A 16,686-nucleotide genomic window follows, 5' to 3' on the forward strand; every position below is an offset into this window, starting at 1 on the left:
GGTGATGATGCCATCGACGCCCGGCTAACGCACACGCCACGGTTCGGTCACGCCGGATCAGGTGTTCATGTACGGCATCATTGATCATGAGAAGAACTTGTGATCATCACGATTAAAATGAGTTTGTCTCACTCGCCTGCACTGTCGACAATGGCCCCATTGAACGCATTGGAGTTATTTGACATGGCTGTGGCCCATTCCCTTGGATTTCCGCGCATTGGTCGCGACCGCGAACTGAAAAAGGCTCAAGAGGCGTTCTGGAAGGGCGAACTCGACGAAGCCGGTCTGCGCACCGTCGGCCGCGACCTGCGCAAGACCCACTGGGATTTGCAGAAAAAAGCCGGCATCGAGCTGCTGCCGGTCGGCGACTTCGCCTGGTACGACCAGGTCCTGACCCATTCGTTGATGTTCGGTGTGATCCCGGAGCGTTTCCGCCCGCACGATGGCAAGGCCAGCCTGCAAACCCTGTTCGGCATGGCGCGCGGTGTGAGCGACAGCTGCTGCGGCGGCGCACACGCCCAGGAAATGACCAAGTGGTTCGACACCAACTATCACTACCTCGTCCCTGAATTCAGCGCCGATCAGCAATTCCAGCTCGGTTGGGACCAGTTGTTCGAAGAAGTTGAAGAAGCCCGCGCACTGGGCCATAACGTCAAGCCGGTGATCATCGGCCCGCTGACTTACCTGTGGCTGGGCAAGGCCAAGGGCGCCGAATTCGACAAGCTGGAGCTGCTGGATCGCCTTCTGCCGCTGTACGGCCAGATCTTCCAGCGCCTGGCGGCACAGGGCGTCGAGTGGGTGCAAATCGACGAACCGATCCTGGTTCTCGACCTGCCACAGGAATGGAAAAACGCGTTTGAACGTGCCTACAACCTGATTCAGCGTGACCCGTTGAAGAAGCTGGTCGCCACTTACTTCGGTGGCCTGGAAGAGAACCTGGGCCTGGCCGCCAACCTGCCGGTGGACGGCCTGCACATCGATCTGGTGCGCGCACCTGAGCAGTACCCGACCATCCTCGATCGCCTGCCGGCCTACAAAGTGCTGTCGCTGGGCGTGGTCAACGGCCGTAACGTCTGGCGCTGCGATCTGGAAAACGCTTTGGCCACACTGCAGCACGCTCAAGAACGTCTGGGTGAACGTCTGTGGGTCGCGCCATCCTGCTCGTTGCTGCACAGCCCGGTTGATCTGGGGCGTGAAGACAAGCTCGATGCCGAACTGAAAAGCTGGCTGGCGTTTGCCGTGCAGAAGTGTGAAGAAGTCGCGGTGCTGGCTCAGGCGGTGAATGAACCGGAAGCGCCGAAGGTGCTTGAAGCGCTGACTCACAGCCGCGCCGTGCAGGCCAGCCGTGCGGCATCGCCACGCATTCATAAGCCAGCCGTGCAGGCGCGTGTTGCCACCATCACCGCCCAGGACAGCCAGCGTCATTCGCCGTTTGCCCAGCGCATCGAGAAACAGCGCGCCGGCCTGAACCTGCCGCTGTTCCCGACCACCACCATCGGTTCGTTCCCGCAAACCGCGTCGATCCGTCTGGCTCGCCAGTCGTTCAAACAAGGCAAGCTGACCGAAGCCGAATACACCGAAGCGATGCACAGCGAGATCCGTCACGCCGTGCAAGTCCAGGAACACCTGGGCCTGGACGTGCTGGTGCACGGTGAAGCCGAGCGCAACGACATGGTCGAATACTTCGCCGAGCAACTCGACGGCTACGTGTTCACCCGTTTCGGCTGGGTCCAGAGCTACGGTTCGCGTTGCGTGAAACCGGCGGTGATCTACGGTGACCTGAGCCGTCCGAAAGCCATGACCGTTGAGTGGATCCTCTACGCCCAGGGCCTCACCGACAAGGTGATGAAGGGCATGCTGACCGGTCCCGTGACCATGTTGATGTGGTCGTTCCCGCGCGAAGACGTGAGCCGCGAAGTGCAGGCCCGTCAACTGGCGCTGGCGATCCGTGACGAAGTGGTGGACCTGGAAGCCGCCGGGATCAAGATCGTGCAGATCGACGAGGCCGCGTTTCGTGAAGGCCTGCCGTTGCGTCAGGCGCAGTGGCAGCACTACCTGGACTGGGCGACCGAAGTGTTCCGCCTGTGCGCCTGCGGCGTGCGGGACGAAACCCAGATCCACACCCACATGTGCTACAGCGAATTCAACGATGTGATCGAGTCCATCGCCGCCATGGATGCCGACGTGATCACCATCGAAACCTCGCGATCGGACATGGAACTGCTGGACGCGTTCGAAGCCTTTGCCTACCCGAACGAAATCGGCCCGGGCGTGTATGACATCCACTCGCCAAGGGTGCCGGACTCCTCGGAAATGGCCAACCTGCTGCGCAAAGCCGCCAAGCGTATTCCCGCCGACCGCCTGTGGGTCAACCCGGACTGCGGCCTGAAGACCCGCGGCTGGCCGGAAACCGAAGCAGCGCTGGTGCACATGGTCAATGCGGCACGTCAACTGCGTAAAGAATGGGCCTGACGCTATAGTGGGTGTACCACTGACCCTGTGGGAGCGGGCTTGCTCGCGAAGGTGGCATGACAGCCAGTAATGCAGCGACTGCCAGACCGCTATCGCGAGCAGGCTCGCTCCCACAGTGATTTGGTTAGTTCGCAGATTTTGCGTACAGCCGCTGAACCTGTGGGAGCGAGCCTGCTCGCGATGACGGAGTGTCAGGCGACATCGATGTCGAATGTACCGGCCTCTTCGCGGGCAAGCCCGCTCCCACAATGATTTGGGTGGTTCGCAGATTTTGCGTACAGCCGCTGAACCTGTGGGAGCGGGCTTGCCCGCGAAGGCGGAGTGTCAGGCGACATTGATCTTGAATGTACCGGCCTCTTCGCGAGCAAGCCCGCTCCCACAGTTGATTTGGGTGGTTCGCAGATTTTGCGTACAGCCACTGAACCTGTGGGAGCGAGCCTGCTCGCGATGACGACTCGACAGCCAGCTATGAAGTGATTGCCAGACCGCTATCGCGAGCAAGCCTCCAACGGATTTGCATCAATCAGCGCCGTGGCTCGGCCACCAACAGCAATGACTGTGGCACGGGGCTTTGCGGGTGCTGTGGCTCCTGCAGGCTGGCAAGAGTACATCCCGCCATGTCCAGCGCATTCAGCCAACTGGACAGGGTGCGGAAATACCATGGCATGGGCTGCCACTGCCCCTTGAACCCGGCGAAGGTCTCTTCCCGCCAGCCATCCTGATAATCGCCCGCCGCAGCCACCCACGGGTGCAGCGTCTGGATCACCAGCGCGCCACCCGGGGCGAGCAGGGTGTTCATGGCGGCGAGCAGGGGGATGATGTCCTGATGCAGCAGGGCGAAGTTGGCGCAGATCAGGTTGTAGTCGCGGCCGATGTCGACTTCGGCTTCTGCCAACTGTTCATAGCTCGCCAAATGCACTGGCGCAGCGCCCGCCGCCCGTGCTGCCTCCACCAGCGTCGCATCGCCATCCACGCCGACCGCCTCGATACCCCGGTCTGCCAGCGCCCGCAACAACCAGCCTTCACCGCAACCCAGGTCAAGCACACGTTCGGGCTGGCGACCCAGCACCGCCAGCAGGATGGCCTGGTCGGTGACCTTTTGGCGGCTTTCAATGGTGCCGCTGCGGATGGCGTCGATCCAGGCCCGGGCGTTGTGGTGCCAGCTGTCGAGGAGAGCGGTTTCGGGGGCTGACATGGTCGATGTCCGGCGTGATGGGTTGGATGAAAGGATAGGGCAACAGAAGCTTTACGGTGGAGCCGGTTTTACCCGGCACCACCGATAGCGCGGGGAAGGATGGACCCGTGACTAGGCGCTTTTGCTGGCTGCCAGATGATAGGCAACCAGCGCATTGGCGTGACCATGACCCATACCGTGTTCGGTTTTGAGCCAGGCCACCATCTCCATGTGTTTCTTGTCGCTGACGGTCTTGAGCAGGTCCAGCCAATGGCTGATCGGCTGCCCGTACTTTTTTTCAATGGACGGGAAGTACGAAGCCGGTCCTTTGGTTTTTGTCTCTTCGGTCACGATGCAAACTCCCTTTTCGATTTTCCAGGTTCGAAAACAGCACCGAATACGTTACTTATTTGCCGTCAACGCGTCCATCGTCCAGATAGTCGAACCTGACCCACGTCGCTCTCAGTAATTCATCCCGTCATCGATCGCGATGCCCTGGGCACGCATGGCCTTGATCAACTCGCTACGAGTGCCGGGCAAATTGAGCATGGTACTGGCGCGCAATGCCGTGACTTCTTCGGCGGTGTAGGGCTGATAGTCGGCCGGCAGGCTGTTGCCCGCCATGCCGTCTTCACGCATCAACCAGTTGAGCAAGTCCGCCAGTTGCGCGTTGTTCAGCGCCGATTGCGACATGCCCGGCACCCGCACGAGGAATTCGCGGCCACCGGGGACCTTCAGGAAGTTGCCGACAAAGCCTTTCATCCGTGGCGTGTCGTTGGCGGCGGAACCCGTGCCGTCGCCCAGGTGGCAACCGGCGCATTGCAGCTGGTAGTTCACGCCGACGCTGTAACCGGCCTGGGCAATCGGGGTTTGCAGCGATTCATTGCCCGGCGCGTGATGCTGGTTTGGGTCGGGAATGGCCCGGGCATAGGCGAGCGGGGCGCCAAGGGCGCAGACGAGACCGAGCAATATCAAACTACGCATGTAACCCAACTCCGCTGATGACCGGTTTGGCACCTGTAGGAGCGCCGCCCGGAGCAGGCTCGCTCCTACAGGTACTCACACAAAGCAGTAAAAAAATAGAAAAGCAGCCACAGAAAAAAAAGCGCCGGTTGCGCGAACAACCGGCGCAAAGCGCGTTTTTTTAAACGGCGACGCCGCGGATGACCGAAACGGTGCAGTGGTAGATGTGCGATTTGGCGGCCAGGCACCAGTTCACATCGTTGTTGTTGAACGGGCGGTAGGCCGGTTCTTCACTGTCGTTACGGGTGCAGGCGCACTGGGCGCAGCTCTGCTTACCGCAGCAGTCGTTGTACGAAATGATGTAGTCCTTGCCGTCGGCCGGGTTGCGGCAGGTGCCGATCCAGGTCACTTGCGAGGCTTCGGTGCCCGGTGGGCATGACGTTACCGACCCACCGCAGCAACTGCACAGAAAGCCGTCGACGGAGCAGTAGCGCCAGTAGTCGCAGCTGTTCGGATCACCCGGGTCGCCGGCCTGCGCAGGTTCCGCGGCCAGGGCCTTGCTGGTGCGATCCAGCGGCAGCAGCAGGGGCAGGGCGGCACCGGCCACCATCAGCGAACCCATGCGTGCCAGCAGTTTGCGGCGCGAAGTGGTGTCGGCGACACGGCGGGACGAACGCTCAAACAACAGATCCAGCAGTTTCATAAAGGTCTCCCTGCCTTATCAGTGGCTATGGCCGTGGCTGTGGTCGTGATCGTGGGTGTGCGGTTGGGCATTGAGGTACTGCTGCAGCGTGGCGTGCTTCAAATGCTCGACTTCGAACAGGCTGTCCAGGTGCTCGCGGGAGTTGACCAGGCCTTTGGCGCGCAGGGTGCCGGCCTTGTCGATCAGTGCGGCGTACGGCAGCTTGCCGATCTGGTAGGTCATGCCCACTTCCGGGCCGACCACGTAGGTGGCGTCTTCGAGTTTGTGTTCGCGGATCAGCGCTTGCTGGGCGTCCATGTCGCCATCGCTGACGAACACCACGTCCAGGCGGTCCGATTGCTCCCTGGCGATGGATTTGATTGCCGGCAGCAACGACTTGCAGATCGGGCAGGTCGGCGAGAGGAAGAACAGCAGTTGCGATTTCTCGCCGGCATAACCGAAGTTCACCGGACGACCGTGACGGTCGCTGGCGGTGACTTGCGGCGCAGGTTCATTGACCGCCACGCCTTTATCGACCATCAACGCGCCGGCCGGCGCCAGGCGACCGTGCAGCACGCCAATCTGCCGCACCAGGCCCATGACGACAAACGCCACGGCCACCAGCAGCACCCAGAGCAGAACGTTGGAAACAATCAAGCCTTCCATTTCGATTACCTACCAATCAATTTGAGCAGAAGAGGGGAATTCGCCAGCAAGCCATCGGCCGCGGCGTAGATGAGCAGCGCGACTGCGGCGGCGGCCAGGGTCACGAAGCCATCGAACAGGTTGAGGTCGCGGGCCACCGGCGCCACGCTGGCCACCAGCGCCAGTGCCACCAGCGCACTGTTGCGCAGCAGCAGTATCGGGCGCAGTGGCTGTGCCTGGTCGGGACCGGCGCAACCGCAATCGATGTCCGCACGTCCGCGCCACAGGTTGATGCCGATGGCGGCGGCGTACAGGGCCAACAGGCTGGCGGCGCTCAACGCGGCGTAACCACGGCTGACCGGCACCAGCAGGGCAAAGGCGATGGCCAGTTCCAGCAGCGGCACCAGCCGCGCCGTCGGGCGCACCAGCGCCTCGGGCAGCAGTTGATAGTCCGCCAGCTGCCGGGCGAAGCGGGCCGGCGCGCGCAACTTGTGGGTCGCGGCGCTGGCCAGCAACACCGCGATGGCGATGGCGCTGGTTATGATGAAGATCGGATCTGTGTGCATGGCCGAACCTCTTAGTAGCTCAGGACCTGAGTCGCGGTTTTGGCGACTTTCGGCATGCTGCCGGTGAGCTTGTTGGTCTTCAGATCGAAAATCTGCAAACCGCCTTCCACGTCGGTGCCGAGCAACAACGGTTTGTCGTCGCCGGTGGCCTGCATGCTCCACACCGGAACCGGGGCTTCCAGGGTCGCCACCTTCTTGTGGGTCTTGAGGTCAAAGGCCCAGATCAGCGGACTCGGGTCTTCCCACTTCATCGGTTCGTGGGCGTCGTGCATCAGCACGTACAGGCGGTCGAGCTTCGGCGCCACGGCCATCATCTGCCAGCCACCCGGCGCCCAACCGGCCTTCTTGTCTTCGTCGGAAACCAGTGACCAGGACGGCAGGACCTTCGGCGCGTCGCCGGCGAAATCCACCGGGCGTACGGTGCCGGTCGTGGTGGTGAAGTAGTAGGTGTCGCCGACGTTGACGGCGCGCTCTACCAGTTTTTCCGCGTTCGGATCAAAGAACGGCGTGCGGCTGCGCGCGGTTTCCTGACCCTGATCGTTGAGGGTCACCACCTGCAGGCTGCCGTCGCCGCACAGCGAGGCGAAGCGGCGGTTGCCGACCGGGTAGTTGAGCACGCAACCGGGGATGGCGATTTCCGTGGCAACGGCCTTGGCCTGGGTGTCGACCACGGTCACCGAAGTCGACGGGGTGAAGTTGTAGACGTAGACGAACTTGTCGTCGCCGCTTGGCTTGAGCGAGTAACGCTGGGTCAGCGACTCGGCGCGCTTGTTCGGAATCAGCACTTCCCAGGCTGGCGACAGGGTCGAGCTGTCCCACGCGGTGAGCACGTCGGTGCGGGTGCCGCGGGTGCCGCGGGAATACCAGATGTCCGCACTGTAGAGGGTTTTCTTGTCGTGGCTGAGGGTCGACGGCGCAGCGAAACCGGTCGGCACCATGCCGAGGATGCGCTTCTGGTCCGGGTCGACCACGGTCACGCGGCCAGCCACGAAGCTTTCGAACTCGACGTCGATGACGAACGCGCGGTGAGCTTCGGGTGGAAACGCCAGAACGGTCTGGCCAATCGTACCGGCGGGCAAGTCTGCGCGGGCACTGTTCAAACCGAGTACAAGCAGGCTCAGGCCTAGCGCTGACTGTACGGAGATCCTGTTTGTTCGCATAAGGGGAACTTCCTGAATTGTTGGTAACGCGGATCGCGGGTGCTTTGGCAGATTTTTACCCTTTGATTCTGCCGTGCCCCGCGATCGGGAGAATTGCCCTGCCTGCCAAGTGTTTGTGTGTCTGTGCCAGTCGTACGGAAGAGCGAAAAGATCGCAGCCTTCGCCAGCTCCTACAGGGCAATGAGGTCTCTGTAGGAGCTGCCGAAGGCTGCGATCTTGTGCTTTAAACGAGGGGAAGGGAGAAGCTGAACACCGCGCCGCACGGCTCCAGGTTTTGCGCCCAGATATCGCCACGGTGGCGGCCGATGATGTTCTTGCACAGCGCCAGGCCAATGCCGTTGCCGCTGACCTTGGACGAGAAGAACCCGTCGAACAGCTTCTCCTGCGCCTGGGCCTGGATGCCTCGGCCGCTGTCTTCGATGCGCACCAGGGCCACATCGTTCTCGCGGCTGGCATGGATACGCAACAGGCGTCGTTCGGCCGGCAAGTCGGCCATTTCTTCAATGGCGTTGAAGGCCAGGTTGAGGATCACCTGGCCGATCAGCACCTTCTCGCAACTCACCCGCAGCGGTTCGGACGCGGTGACGACTTCCACGCGCACCAGGCTCGGATCGGCCCGCAGGCTGATGAAGTAGCGGGTTTCGCGCAGCAGCTCATTAAGATCGACCAGTTCTTCGGTCTGTTCCAGCTTGACCACGTAATCGCGCACGCTCTTGATGATCACCGAGGCATGCTCGATTTGCCGCACCGCGTTCTGCAAACCCCAGGCGACGCCTTGATCGGTTTCGCCGGCGTTGCCCAGGCGAATCACCGCACCTTCAATAAAGTTGCGAGTCGCGGCCAATGGCTGACTCAGTTCATGAGCGATGGCCACGGCCATTTCACCCATGGCGTTGTAGCGCGCCAGGTACTCGAGTTTCTGCTCGCTGACCCGCCGCGCCTCTTCGGCCTGCACCTGCTCGGTCACGTCGCGGAACAGCAGCAGGTGGCCGACCAGATCGTCCTCTATCTCGATGTAGCGGCAGGTTGCGTCATGCCAGCGCCACTCGCCATCGCGGCGTTGCACCTTGTAATGCACGTTGAACGGCGCGTGCTTCGGTCTCTCATGGGCAAGCTGTTGCAGCAGGCGCTGGCCGGATGCGTCGTCGCACCAGGCCAGGAAGTTCTTGCCCATCAGTTTGTGCACTTCGCTGTTGAGCAGGTGCGCGCCGGAGTCGCTGATAAAGCCGATTTCGCCCTCGGGGCCGAGCACCGCCACGCCTTCGGCCAGGTCCTGCATGAAGGCCTTGAGCCGGCTCTCGAAACGCTTGAGGTCGCGCTTGACCTTGTCCTCCTTGGAAATGTCGCGGAACTGCACCATCAACACATCGCGACCGTCCAGGTGCACCAGGGTCGCCACCGCCTCGGAAAGAATCTCCACCCCTTGCTTGGAGCGATAGCACCACTCGATGGCCCGTTGCCCGGTGCGCGCGGCACCTTCCAGCCAGCGCAAGCCCACCGAGCGCCGGTACTTCGGTGCGTCGCGGGTCATGTCCGGGGCCTTGAGTGGTGTCAGTTCTTCCAGGGTAAAGCCCAGCGCCGTCAGGGCAGCGGCGTTGGCCCAGAGAATTTCCTTGGTGTGCGCGTCGTGAAGAATGATGCACAGCGGCATGGCTTCGATCAGCGCATAAAAGTCGTTCGGTTTTGGCTGGTACATCGCACGGCCCCTGGCGGCAGAGATTTGCATTATGGCGTTTTATACCTGCTCGCACAGCGGGATGCGCTCAGAGGTAAGGGGTGTCGGTCTAGGGGTTTTCTTTAGTCGGGGGGCTGCACGCACCAATAGTTGTGCCGGGACGCGGTTTTTACACTGGACCTCAATGCAAGGGCAACGACCCTTTCCCTGTAGGAGCGAGCTTGCTCGCGATGGACGTCAACGATAACGCGTCCTGTCTGAATGACTGTGTTGTTCAGACGTTTTTCGCGAGCGAGCTCGCTCCTACAAGTAATGGTGCCGCCCCACTAACAATAATCAAAACGGAGAACTAGCCCATGCTGCGTTCAGCTGTCGCGCAACAAGACCCTGTGTCCGAACCGGTCGTGCCAATGGTCGAGAGTCAGCTATTTCAGCAGGTGCTGGATGAGGTCCGCCAACGCCGCGAAGAATTCGACGCCGGCTCCCACGTGCCTCGGGACATGATCGAGCGCTTCAAGCAGGTGGGCATCTACCGCGCCGCCACGCCGAAATGCTTCGGCGGCGACGCCCTGGCACCTTCGCTGTTCCTGCAAATGATCGAGCGCATCTCCGAAGCCGACGGCTCGGCGGGTTGGGTGGCCAGCTTCGGCAGCGCCGGTGTCTACCTGGCAGCGTTGCCTCGCGAAACCCTGGCTGAACTCTACGCCGATAGCCCTGACCTGGTGTTCGCCGGTGGCTTGTTCCCGTTGCAACCAGCCGAGGCTGTAGAGGGCGGTTATCAGGTCAACGGCACCTGGAAATTCGCCAGCGGCTGCAAAGGCGCAGACCTGTTGGGCGTTGGCATTGGCGCCGCTGGCGGCAAGCCGCGCACCGCAGTATTTCGCCCGGAGCAGGTAGACATCGTCGAGAACTGGGAAGTGGTCGGCCTCAAGGGCACTGGCAGTCATGACCTGCGAGTGAGTGATAAACGCGTTGAGGAGCGCTGGACGTTCATCCGTGGCGGTGCTGCGACCATCGACGAACCGCTGTTCCGCTACCCGTCGATCGCCTACGCCGCGCAAGTGCTGGCAGTGGTCAACCTCGGCCTGGCCCGTGCGGCCCTCGACGAAATCAGCCGCATGGCTGGCGGCAGCGGCATCACCGGCGCACCGAAATTGTCCGACCGCGCTTACGTGCGCATCGAGATCGCCAAGGCTGAAGCCAAGCTCAGCGCCGCCCGCGGTTTTTTCTACAACGCCACCGAACAGGTGTGGAACTCGATCCTGGCCGGCAACCCGGTCACGCCGGAGCAAACCAGCCTGTTGCGCCTGTCGGCCATTCACGTGTCCCAGGCCGGTGCCGAGGTGGTGCAGAGCGCCTACAGCCTGGCCGGCACCACCGCTATTTACCTGCGCCATCCGCTTCAGCGCTATCTGCGCGATTCGATGGTGGTGACCCAGCACGCCTTCCTCAGCGAAGGCCTGTATGACGGCGCCGGCTCGGTGTTCCTCGGCGTCTCGCCGTTTCCGGGCTACATCTGAATCCCCATTACTTTTTCAAGGAATCGCACCCATGTCGCAAACCACCCAAGAGCCGTTGCGCGTCGTCTTCTGCATCGGCATCACCCAGAACTTTTTCGACCTGCCCACCGGCGAAGGCCTGAGCGTGTGGAAAGGCTTCAGCCAGATGATGGGCGATCTCGGTGCCATGCCCGGCATCACCGTGCTCGGTGCGATGGATGACGACCGCCTGATGGTCGGCCCGTCCACCACCTCGCCCTGGACCGTATACATCATGGCCGACGTCGACTGCCACCAGTCGGTGATCGACGCCTGCAACCTGTTCCGCACCACGCCGGTCGGCCAGTACAGTCTGTGGCGCTACGCGAAGATCGAAGCGCGCATCGGCCGCCCGCTGACCATTCCTGATGCGGCCAAGGTGTAAGCCATGAACGAGGCCTTGCTGCAGCGTCTGGCGACGCTCGAAGGGGAAAGTGCAGTTCGCCGTTTGATGGCGTCCTATATGGACCTGTGCGACGTGCCGCGGGCGGCGATTCATCTGAGCCAGTTGGCGCAACTGTTCACCGAAGATGCGATCTGGGAAGGCCTCGGCACCCAGACCGCACAGACCTTTGGTCAACACCAGGGGCGTGAAGCGGTGACGGCGTTTGTCGGCGGTTATCTGCCGCCGTCCGACCACTTCAAGCTGAACCTGCATTACCTCACCAGCGAGTCGATCATGGTCGACGGCAAGGCGGCGCAGGGGCAGTGGATCATGCAGCAGATCTCGACCTACGCCGATGGCCGCAACCAGTTGTTCGGCACGCGGCTGAACATCGATTTTCGCTGTGTCGACGGCGTCTGGCTGATCGCGCATTTCCGTACGCAACGGCTGTTCAATACGGAGCTATTCACCTTGGGAGCGGGCGCATGAGTACTTTCATCAGCGAATTCCTCCTCGGTGGCAACGGCAAACGGGTTGCGATCAAAGACTCCATCGACATCGCCGGCCATCCGACCCGTTCGGGCAGCCGTGCCTTCGCCGATGCACCGGCGGCGACGGAAAACGCCGAAGTGGTCGATGCGATCCTCGACGCCGGCTGGCAGATCGTCGGCAAGACCAACCTGCATGAACTGGCGTTCGGCGTGACCGGTATCAACGACTGGACCGGCACACCGATCAATCCGCAAGCGCCGGACCGTGTTCCTGGCGGTTCCTCCAGCGGTTCGGCTTCCGCGGTCGCGGCAGGCCTGGCGGACATCGCCATCGGCACCGATACCGGTGGTTCGGTGCGGGTGCCGGCAGCCTGCTGCGGCATTGCCGGGCTCAAGCCGACTTATGGTCGCGTCAGCCGTGTCGGCGCCCATCCGCTGGAGTCCAGCCTCGATTGTGTCGGGCCGTTCGCCAAAAGCATGGACGACCTGATTGCCGCGATGCAGGTGATTTGCCCGGGCTTTACCGCTCAAGGGCTGCCAGGTGACGGCGCCAGGGTCGGCTTTCTCGAGGTGGCCTGCGATTCGCACCTGCAAGCCAGCCTGGGTGCCGCCGCCGACCGCGCCGGATGGCGTCGCAGCAACCTGCACCTGAGCGAATTCGAAGCGGCGTTCGCCGCCGGCCTGACCGTGATCAATTTCGAAAACTGGGCGGCGTTCGGCCACCTGACCGGCAAGGGCCTGATCGGCGCCGATGTGGAAACACGTTTGCTGGCGGCCAGCCGCACCACGCGCCAAGACCTGGCCGAGGCCGAAGCCGTGCGCACAGCGTTCACCCAACAAGTGGACGCGGCGCTGGAAGACTTTGCGGTGTTACTCCTGCCGACGATGCCGACCCTGCCGCCGACCCTCAGCGAAGCCCGCGCCGGTAGCAAAGCCGTGGCCGGCATGACTCCGCTGGTTCGGCCTTTCAACCTCAGCGGCCACCCGGCCCTGACGGTTCCGGTGGAACTCGACTGCGGTGGGCTGAAGGTTGGCTTGCAAATCGTCGGGCGCAAAGGTCAGGACGAACTGGTCTGCGCCTTCGGCGCGCAACTGCAACAGAGCATGGCCGGTGAACGGCTTGGCTCTAAATCAAAATCATAAAAAGAAGCCATGAGGAGAACCGCATGAGCACTCATGAATATCAGCTGATCGCATCGTCGAAAAGCCCCGAAGACCTGGTCCAGCATGACCGCGTCGACGTCTCGCTGTACAACGACCCGGCGCTGTTCGAAGCCGAGCTGGACAAGATTTTCTACCGCACCTGGGTGTGGGTTGCCCACGAAAGCGAAGTGCGCAATAGCGGCGACTTCAAGACCGCCACCATCGGCCGTCGCCCGGTGATTGTCGTGCGCGACAAGAAGAACAACATCAACGTGCTGGAAAACCGTTGTCGGCACCGTGGCGCCACCGTGTGCGAGAAGCACAAGGGCAACGCCACCGGTTTCACCTGCCCGTACCACAGCTGGTCCTATGGCCTGGATGGCAAGCTGCGTGCGCTGCCGTATCCGGATGGCTACGAAGGCATCCTGGAGAAATCCGAACTGCCGCTGACCAGCCTGCGCGTCGAAAGCTACGCCGGCATGGTGTTCGCCAGCTACAACGACGAGATCGAACCGCTGGAATGCTTCCTCGGCGGCGCCAAACACTGGATGGACCTGTTCATGAAGCAGGGCGCCGGTTACCCGATCAAGACCCAGGGCGAACACAAGTTCAGCTTCAAGGGCAACTGGAAGATCCAGCTGGAAAACACCACCGACGGTTACCACTTCCCGATCGTGCACAAGTCGTTCATGTCGTCGGTGGATGAAGAAACCTCGGAAATGCTCTCGTTCATGACCGACGAACAAGCCGTCACCCACTCCCTGGGCAACGGCCACAGCGTGATGGTCATGGTGCCTGAGCACGTCGATCTCGATCATGACGACGGCACCGAACAGTTGCAGGAGCGCTTCGCCCATGTGACTGAAGAACTGTCGAAAACCCTGCCGGCCGATCAGGTCCGTCGCATCGTGCGCTCGCTGCACGGCGCCGGTTTCAACCTGAACCTGTTCCCCAACGTGGCGATGTCGATGTCGTTCTTCCGCGTGCTGCGCCCGGTGTCGGTCACCGAAACCGAGATCCGTCACGTGGCCCTCGGCATGGACGGCGGCCCGGAAATCGCCAACCGCGAACGCATGCGCATCCACGAACACTTCCAGGGCCCGTTCGGTTTCGGCAGCCCTGACGATGCCGAGGCCTGGGACCGCGTGCAGCGCGGCTCGTATGCCGGCGTCGATGCGCCGATCCTGGTCAACCGCGGCCTGAACCGCGAAATCACCGCTGAAAACGGCGACAAGGTCAGCCACGCCACCGATGAAGGCGGCATGCGCGGTGCCTACGACATGTGGAAAAGGATGATGAGCCAATGAGCAATCAAGACACCCTGAACGGTTTTTCCGGCCCGTTGGCCCAGGCCATCGAGTTCATCTGGCGCGAAGCCGAACTGCTCGACCACAAGCACTACGCCGAGTGGGCGACTTTGTGGAGCGAAAGCGGCAAGTACATCGTGCCGATCGACCCGGACACCGAAGATTTCGAAGCGACCCTGAACTACGCCTACGACGATGCGCGCATGCGTGACCTGCGCATCGAACGCCTGACCGCCGGCTACTCGCCGTCGGCGGTGGACGCGGCGAAAACCATCCGCACGATCTCGCGTTTCCGCCTGGTGGAAGCAGCGGGCGACATCGTCGAAGTCAACTCGGCGCAACTGCTGTACGCCTACAAGCGCGGCGTACACACGCCATTTGTGGCCGACCTGAACCACCGTATCCGCTTCACCGACGGCGTGCCGACCCTGGAGCGCAAAGTGGTGCGCCTGATCAACTCCACCGACAGCCTGAGCGCGCTCGGCTTCCTTTTGTGAGGGCAACATCATGAGTCGAGTAGCCCTCGTAACGGGTGCCTCGCGCGGACTGGGCGAGTGCATTGCCCGCCGTCTGCACGCGGCAGGTTATCGCGTCGGCCTGGCCGATGTGCGCCTCGATGGCGTGCAGCAACTGGCTTTGGAACTCGATGGCAGCGGCGCCAGCGCCATGGCCATCGAGCTGGATGTGCGTAGCAAGGCCGACTTCCAGCGTGCCCGCGATCTGCTCACTGAGCAGTGGGGTGGCACCGACATTCTGGTGAACAACGCCGGTGTGTCGAAAGTCGCGGCGCTGATGGACATCACGCCGGAAGAGTTCGACGAGTCGATGGCGATCAACCTGCGCGGCACCTTTGTCGCCTGCCAGGTGTTCGGCGCGCACTTCGCCGAGCGCGGCTTCGGTCGCATCGTCAACATCGCATCCCTGGCCGGACAGAACGGCGGCACCGCCACCGGCGCGCATTACGCGGCGGCCAAGGGTGGCGTGGCGACCCTGACCAAGGTCTTCGCCCGTGAACTGGCACCCCAAGGCGTGACGGTCAACAGCATTTCGCCAGGTCCGCTGGACTTGCCGGTGGTACGCGAAACCGTGGCTCCGGAACGTCTGGAGCAGATCCTGAAAATGATCCCGGCCGGCACTCTTGGTGATCCAGCGTTCATCGCCGACAGCGTGTTGCTGCTGATCGCCGATAACGCGACCTCCGTGACCGGCGCGTGCCTGGACGTCAACGGCGGCTTGTTCATGCGCTGAGCGCGCCAACCCAATGTTATGGCCGGGGAATGATCCTTGTAGGAGCGAGCCTGCTCGCGATGGTGTATCAGCTGAATCGATGTCGACTGACACTCCATCGCGAGCAGGCTCGCTCCTACAAGGTGTAACCAAGCCGTAGTGCTAAATCAAAACAAGTGTATTCAGGTGATGCAATGATGAAGGTGAAGATCGAAAGGATCGTCGACGAAGCGCTGGATATCCGTTCCTTTCGCCTCGTGCGCAGTGACGGCCAGCCGCTCGACACCTATGAACCGGGTGCCCACGTCGACCTCACCGGGCCGACCGGGGTGACCCGCCAGTATTCGCTGTGCAGCCCGCCACAGGATCGCCGGGCGTATCTGGTGGCGGTGAAGAAAGAAGCGCAGTCGCGCGGTGGCTCGCTCGCGCTGCACGAGCAAGTGGAAGAGGGCATGGAGCTGGAAATGGGGGCGCCGCGCAACCTGTTCCGTCTCGATGAAACGGCCAGTGAACACGTGCTGTTCGCCGCCGGTATCGGTGTCACGCCGCTGCTGAGCATGGCCTACAAATTGGCTGGAAGTGGCCAGCCGTATCGCTTGCACTACTTCGCCCGCTCGGCGCAATACGCTGCGTTTACCGAACTGTTGGCGACGAACTTTGCTGAATCAGTGGAGTTTCACTACGGCGTGGAACCCGCGGATCTCGACGCAGCGTTGAGCGAATGCCTGGAGCGTGCCGGCAGCGCCGCCCATGTCTACACCTGCGGCCCGGCGCCGTTCATGAACAAAGTGGTGGAAGTGGCGTCTCGCAGTCGCTCGGACGATGCCATTCACCTGGAGCACTTCGCCGCAGACCCGGCCGCCAACAGCGCCCCGGCGGGTACGTTCGAAGTCGAACTGGCCAGTTCCGGCGTGGTGCTGCAAGTGCCGGCCAACACCAGCCTGGTCGATGTGTTGCAGGCCCATGGTTGCGACATCGACACCGAGTGCCGCGAAGGCATCTGCGGCACCTGCATCGTCGAGGTCCTGGACGGTTTACCGGAGCACCGCGACAACTGTCTGTCGAACAAGGAAAAGGCGTCCAACAAGCAGATTTGCGCTTGTGTATCGCGGGCGCTTTCCGCTCGTCTGGTATTGGACATTTAACCCGTAGGTCGACTGGAAAGCTTGGGCCGGAGCCTGTTGAATGGGCGCCGGGCGGCCGTCGAAGGAGGAGATGGCTACAGAAATAACCGTTTTGACGAACCGCTCGATGAAGC

At 62.2% G+C, this 16,686-nt stretch carries 17 protein-coding genes; 9 read left to right on the top strand and 8 right to left on the bottom strand.

Annotation, left to right across the window (positions count from 1 at the left end; translation table 11 throughout):
* Positions 1 to 183: 183 nt before the first annotated feature.
* A complete protein-coding gene (gene metE / locus AC3IT9_RS11875) occupies positions 184 to 2,472 on the top strand; it encodes a 5-methyltetrahydropteroyltriglutamate--homocysteine S-methyltransferase (RefSeq protein WP_489273167.1) in 2,289 nt (762 codons plus the stop codon).
* 523 nt (positions 2,473 to 2,995) lie between these two features.
* Here metE and AC3IT9_RS11880 read toward each other — a convergent pair.
* The 8 genes from AC3IT9_RS11880 to AC3IT9_RS11915 form a co-directional block, all read right to left on the bottom strand.
* Positions 2,996 to 3,667 (bottom strand): class I SAM-dependent methyltransferase, encoded by a 672-nt coding sequence (locus tag AC3IT9_RS11880; protein ID WP_489273169.1) that lies wholly within the window; start codon positions 3,665 to 3,667, stop codon positions 2,996 to 2,998.
* Between the two features lie 111 nt (positions 3,668 to 3,778).
* Positions 3,779 to 3,997 carry a DUF4287 domain-containing protein gene (locus tag AC3IT9_RS11885; RefSeq protein WP_150725287.1) on the bottom strand — a complete coding sequence of 73 codons (219 nt, stop codon included), beginning with the start codon at positions 3,995 to 3,997 and terminating at the stop codon, positions 3,779 to 3,781.
* A gap of 111 nt (positions 3,998 to 4,108) precedes the next feature.
* Positions 4,109 to 4,630, bottom strand: coding sequence for a cytochrome C (locus AC3IT9_RS11890; protein ID WP_489273170.1), 522 nt, complete (start codon positions 4,628 to 4,630; stop codon positions 4,109 to 4,111).
* Positions 4,631 to 4,790: 160 nt separating this feature from the next.
* Entirely contained in the window at positions 4,791 to 5,312 is a 522-nt protein-coding gene (locus AC3IT9_RS11895) for a methylamine dehydrogenase light chain (RefSeq protein ID WP_150725289.1), read from the bottom strand.
* 18 nt (positions 5,313 to 5,330) lie between these two features.
* A complete protein-coding gene (mauD, locus tag AC3IT9_RS11900) occupies positions 5,331 to 5,957 on the bottom strand; it encodes a methylamine dehydrogenase accessory protein MauD (RefSeq protein ID WP_150725290.1) in 627 nt (208 codons plus the stop codon).
* Between the two features lie 5 nt (positions 5,958 to 5,962).
* The gene (locus AC3IT9_RS11905) at positions 5,963 to 6,502 is read right to left on the bottom strand and encodes a MauE/DoxX family redox-associated membrane protein (protein ID WP_489273172.1); all 540 of its coding nucleotides are present in this window, start codon (positions 6,500 to 6,502) and stop codon (positions 5,963 to 5,965) included.
* 11 nt (positions 6,503 to 6,513) lie between these two features.
* A complete protein-coding gene (locus AC3IT9_RS11910) occupies positions 6,514 to 7,662 on the bottom strand; it encodes an amine dehydrogenase large subunit (RefSeq protein WP_489273173.1) in 1,149 nt (382 codons plus the stop codon).
* A 223-nt stretch (positions 7,663 to 7,885) separates the two neighbouring features.
* Positions 7,886 to 9,358, bottom strand: coding sequence for a PAS domain-containing sensor histidine kinase (locus AC3IT9_RS11915; RefSeq protein WP_489273174.1), 1,473 nt, complete (start codon positions 9,356 to 9,358; stop codon positions 7,886 to 7,888).
* A gap of 335 nt (positions 9,359 to 9,693) precedes the next feature.
* On the opposite strand from AC3IT9_RS11915, the gene AC3IT9_RS11920 reads away from it, so the two are divergent.
* The 8 genes from AC3IT9_RS11920 (at position 9,694) to AC3IT9_RS11955 (ending at position 16,573) form a co-directional block, all read left to right on the top strand.
* Positions 9,694 to 10,857, top strand: coding sequence for an acyl-CoA dehydrogenase family protein (locus AC3IT9_RS11920; protein ID WP_150759251.1), 1,164 nt, complete (start codon positions 9,694 to 9,696; stop codon positions 10,855 to 10,857).
* Between the two features lie 31 nt (positions 10,858 to 10,888).
* Positions 10,889 to 11,260, top strand: a complete 372-nt coding sequence (locus AC3IT9_RS11925; RefSeq protein ID WP_057715413.1) for a hypothetical protein — start codon at positions 10,889 to 10,891, stop codon at positions 11,258 to 11,260.
* A gap of 3 nt (positions 11,261 to 11,263) precedes the next feature.
* Complete coding sequence (locus AC3IT9_RS11930) at positions 11,264 to 11,749, top strand: nuclear transport factor 2 family protein (protein ID WP_489273176.1); 486 nt, start codon at positions 11,264 to 11,266, stop codon at positions 11,747 to 11,749.
* A complete protein-coding gene (locus AC3IT9_RS11935; protein WP_489273177.1) occupies positions 11,746 to 12,894 on the top strand; it encodes an amidase in 1,149 nt (382 codons plus the stop codon). The genes AC3IT9_RS11930 and AC3IT9_RS11935 overlap by 4 nt, the downstream gene beginning before the upstream one ends.
* Positions 12,895 to 12,917: 23 nt before the next feature.
* A complete protein-coding gene (locus AC3IT9_RS11940; protein WP_489273178.1) occupies positions 12,918 to 14,201 on the top strand; it encodes an aromatic ring-hydroxylating oxygenase subunit alpha in 1,284 nt (427 codons plus the stop codon).
* Positions 14,198 to 14,698 carry an aromatic-ring-hydroxylating dioxygenase subunit beta gene (locus AC3IT9_RS11945; RefSeq protein ID WP_150759248.1) on the top strand — a complete coding sequence of 167 codons (501 nt, stop codon included), beginning with the start codon at positions 14,198 to 14,200 and terminating at the stop codon, positions 14,696 to 14,698. Before AC3IT9_RS11940 ends, AC3IT9_RS11945 begins: the two co-directional genes overlap by 4 nt.
* Positions 14,699 to 14,708: 10 nt before the next feature.
* Positions 14,709 to 15,449 (top strand): SDR family NAD(P)-dependent oxidoreductase, encoded by a 741-nt coding sequence (locus AC3IT9_RS11950; RefSeq protein ID WP_353741082.1) that lies wholly within the window; start codon positions 14,709 to 14,711, stop codon positions 15,447 to 15,449.
* Positions 15,450 to 15,622: 173 nt separating this feature from the next.
* Entirely contained in the window at positions 15,623 to 16,573 is a 951-nt protein-coding gene (locus AC3IT9_RS11955) for a PDR/VanB family oxidoreductase (protein WP_489273179.1), read from the top strand.
* The last annotated feature ends 113 nt before the right edge of the window (positions 16,574 to 16,686 follow it).

The organism is Pseudomonas sp. KH_046_1, from assembly GCF_057839025.1.

What these genes read in the sequence shown, in the direction of transcription:
- AC3IT9_RS11920 (WP_150759251.1), top strand. Translation starts at nt 9,694, where the DNA reads ATGCTGCGTTCAGCTGTCGCGCAACAAGACCCTGTGTCCGAACCGGTC.
- AC3IT9_RS11930 (WP_489273176.1), top strand. Translation starts at nt 11,264, where the DNA reads ATGAACGAGGCCTTGCTGCAGCGTCTGGCGACGCTCGAAGGGGAAAGT.
- AC3IT9_RS11905 (WP_489273172.1), bottom strand. Translation starts at nt 6,502, where the DNA reads ATGCACACAGATCCGATCTTCATCATAACCAGCGCCATCGCCATCGCG.
- AC3IT9_RS11880 (WP_489273169.1), bottom strand. Translation starts at nt 3,667, where the DNA reads ATGTCAGCCCCCGAAACCGCTCTCCTCGACAGCTGGCACCACAACGCC.
- AC3IT9_RS11925 (WP_057715413.1), top strand. Translation starts at nt 10,889, where the DNA reads ATGTCGCAAACCACCCAAGAGCCGTTGCGCGTCGTCTTCTGCATCGGC.
- AC3IT9_RS11915 (WP_489273174.1), bottom strand. Translation starts at nt 9,358, where the DNA reads ATGTACCAGCCAAAACCGAACGACTTTTATGCGCTGATCGAAGCCATG.
- metE (WP_489273167.1), top strand. Translation starts at nt 184, where the DNA reads ATGGCTGTGGCCCATTCCCTTGGATTTCCGCGCATTGGTCGCGACCGC.
- AC3IT9_RS11945 (WP_150759248.1), top strand. Translation starts at nt 14,198, where the DNA reads ATGAGCAATCAAGACACCCTGAACGGTTTTTCCGGCCCGTTGGCCCAG.
- AC3IT9_RS11955 (WP_489273179.1), top strand. Translation starts at nt 15,623, where the DNA reads ATGATGAAGGTGAAGATCGAAAGGATCGTCGACGAAGCGCTGGATATC.
- AC3IT9_RS11935 (WP_489273177.1), top strand. Translation starts at nt 11,746, where the DNA reads ATGAGTACTTTCATCAGCGAATTCCTCCTCGGTGGCAACGGCAAACGG.
- AC3IT9_RS11895 (WP_150725289.1), bottom strand. Translation starts at nt 5,312, where the DNA reads ATGAAACTGCTGGATCTGTTGTTTGAGCGTTCGTCCCGCCGTGTCGCC.
- AC3IT9_RS11940 (WP_489273178.1), top strand. Translation starts at nt 12,918, where the DNA reads ATGAGCACTCATGAATATCAGCTGATCGCATCGTCGAAAAGCCCCGAA.
- mauD (WP_150725290.1), bottom strand. Translation starts at nt 5,957, where the DNA reads ATGGAAGGCTTGATTGTTTCCAACGTTCTGCTCTGGGTGCTGCTGGTG.
- AC3IT9_RS11910 (WP_489273173.1), bottom strand. Translation starts at nt 7,662, where the DNA reads ATGCGAACAAACAGGATCTCCGTACAGTCAGCGCTAGGCCTGAGCCTG.
- AC3IT9_RS11950 (WP_353741082.1), top strand. Translation starts at nt 14,709, where the DNA reads ATGAGTCGAGTAGCCCTCGTAACGGGTGCCTCGCGCGGACTGGGCGAG.
- AC3IT9_RS11890 (WP_489273170.1), bottom strand. Translation starts at nt 4,630, where the DNA reads ATGCGTAGTTTGATATTGCTCGGTCTCGTCTGCGCCCTTGGCGCCCCG.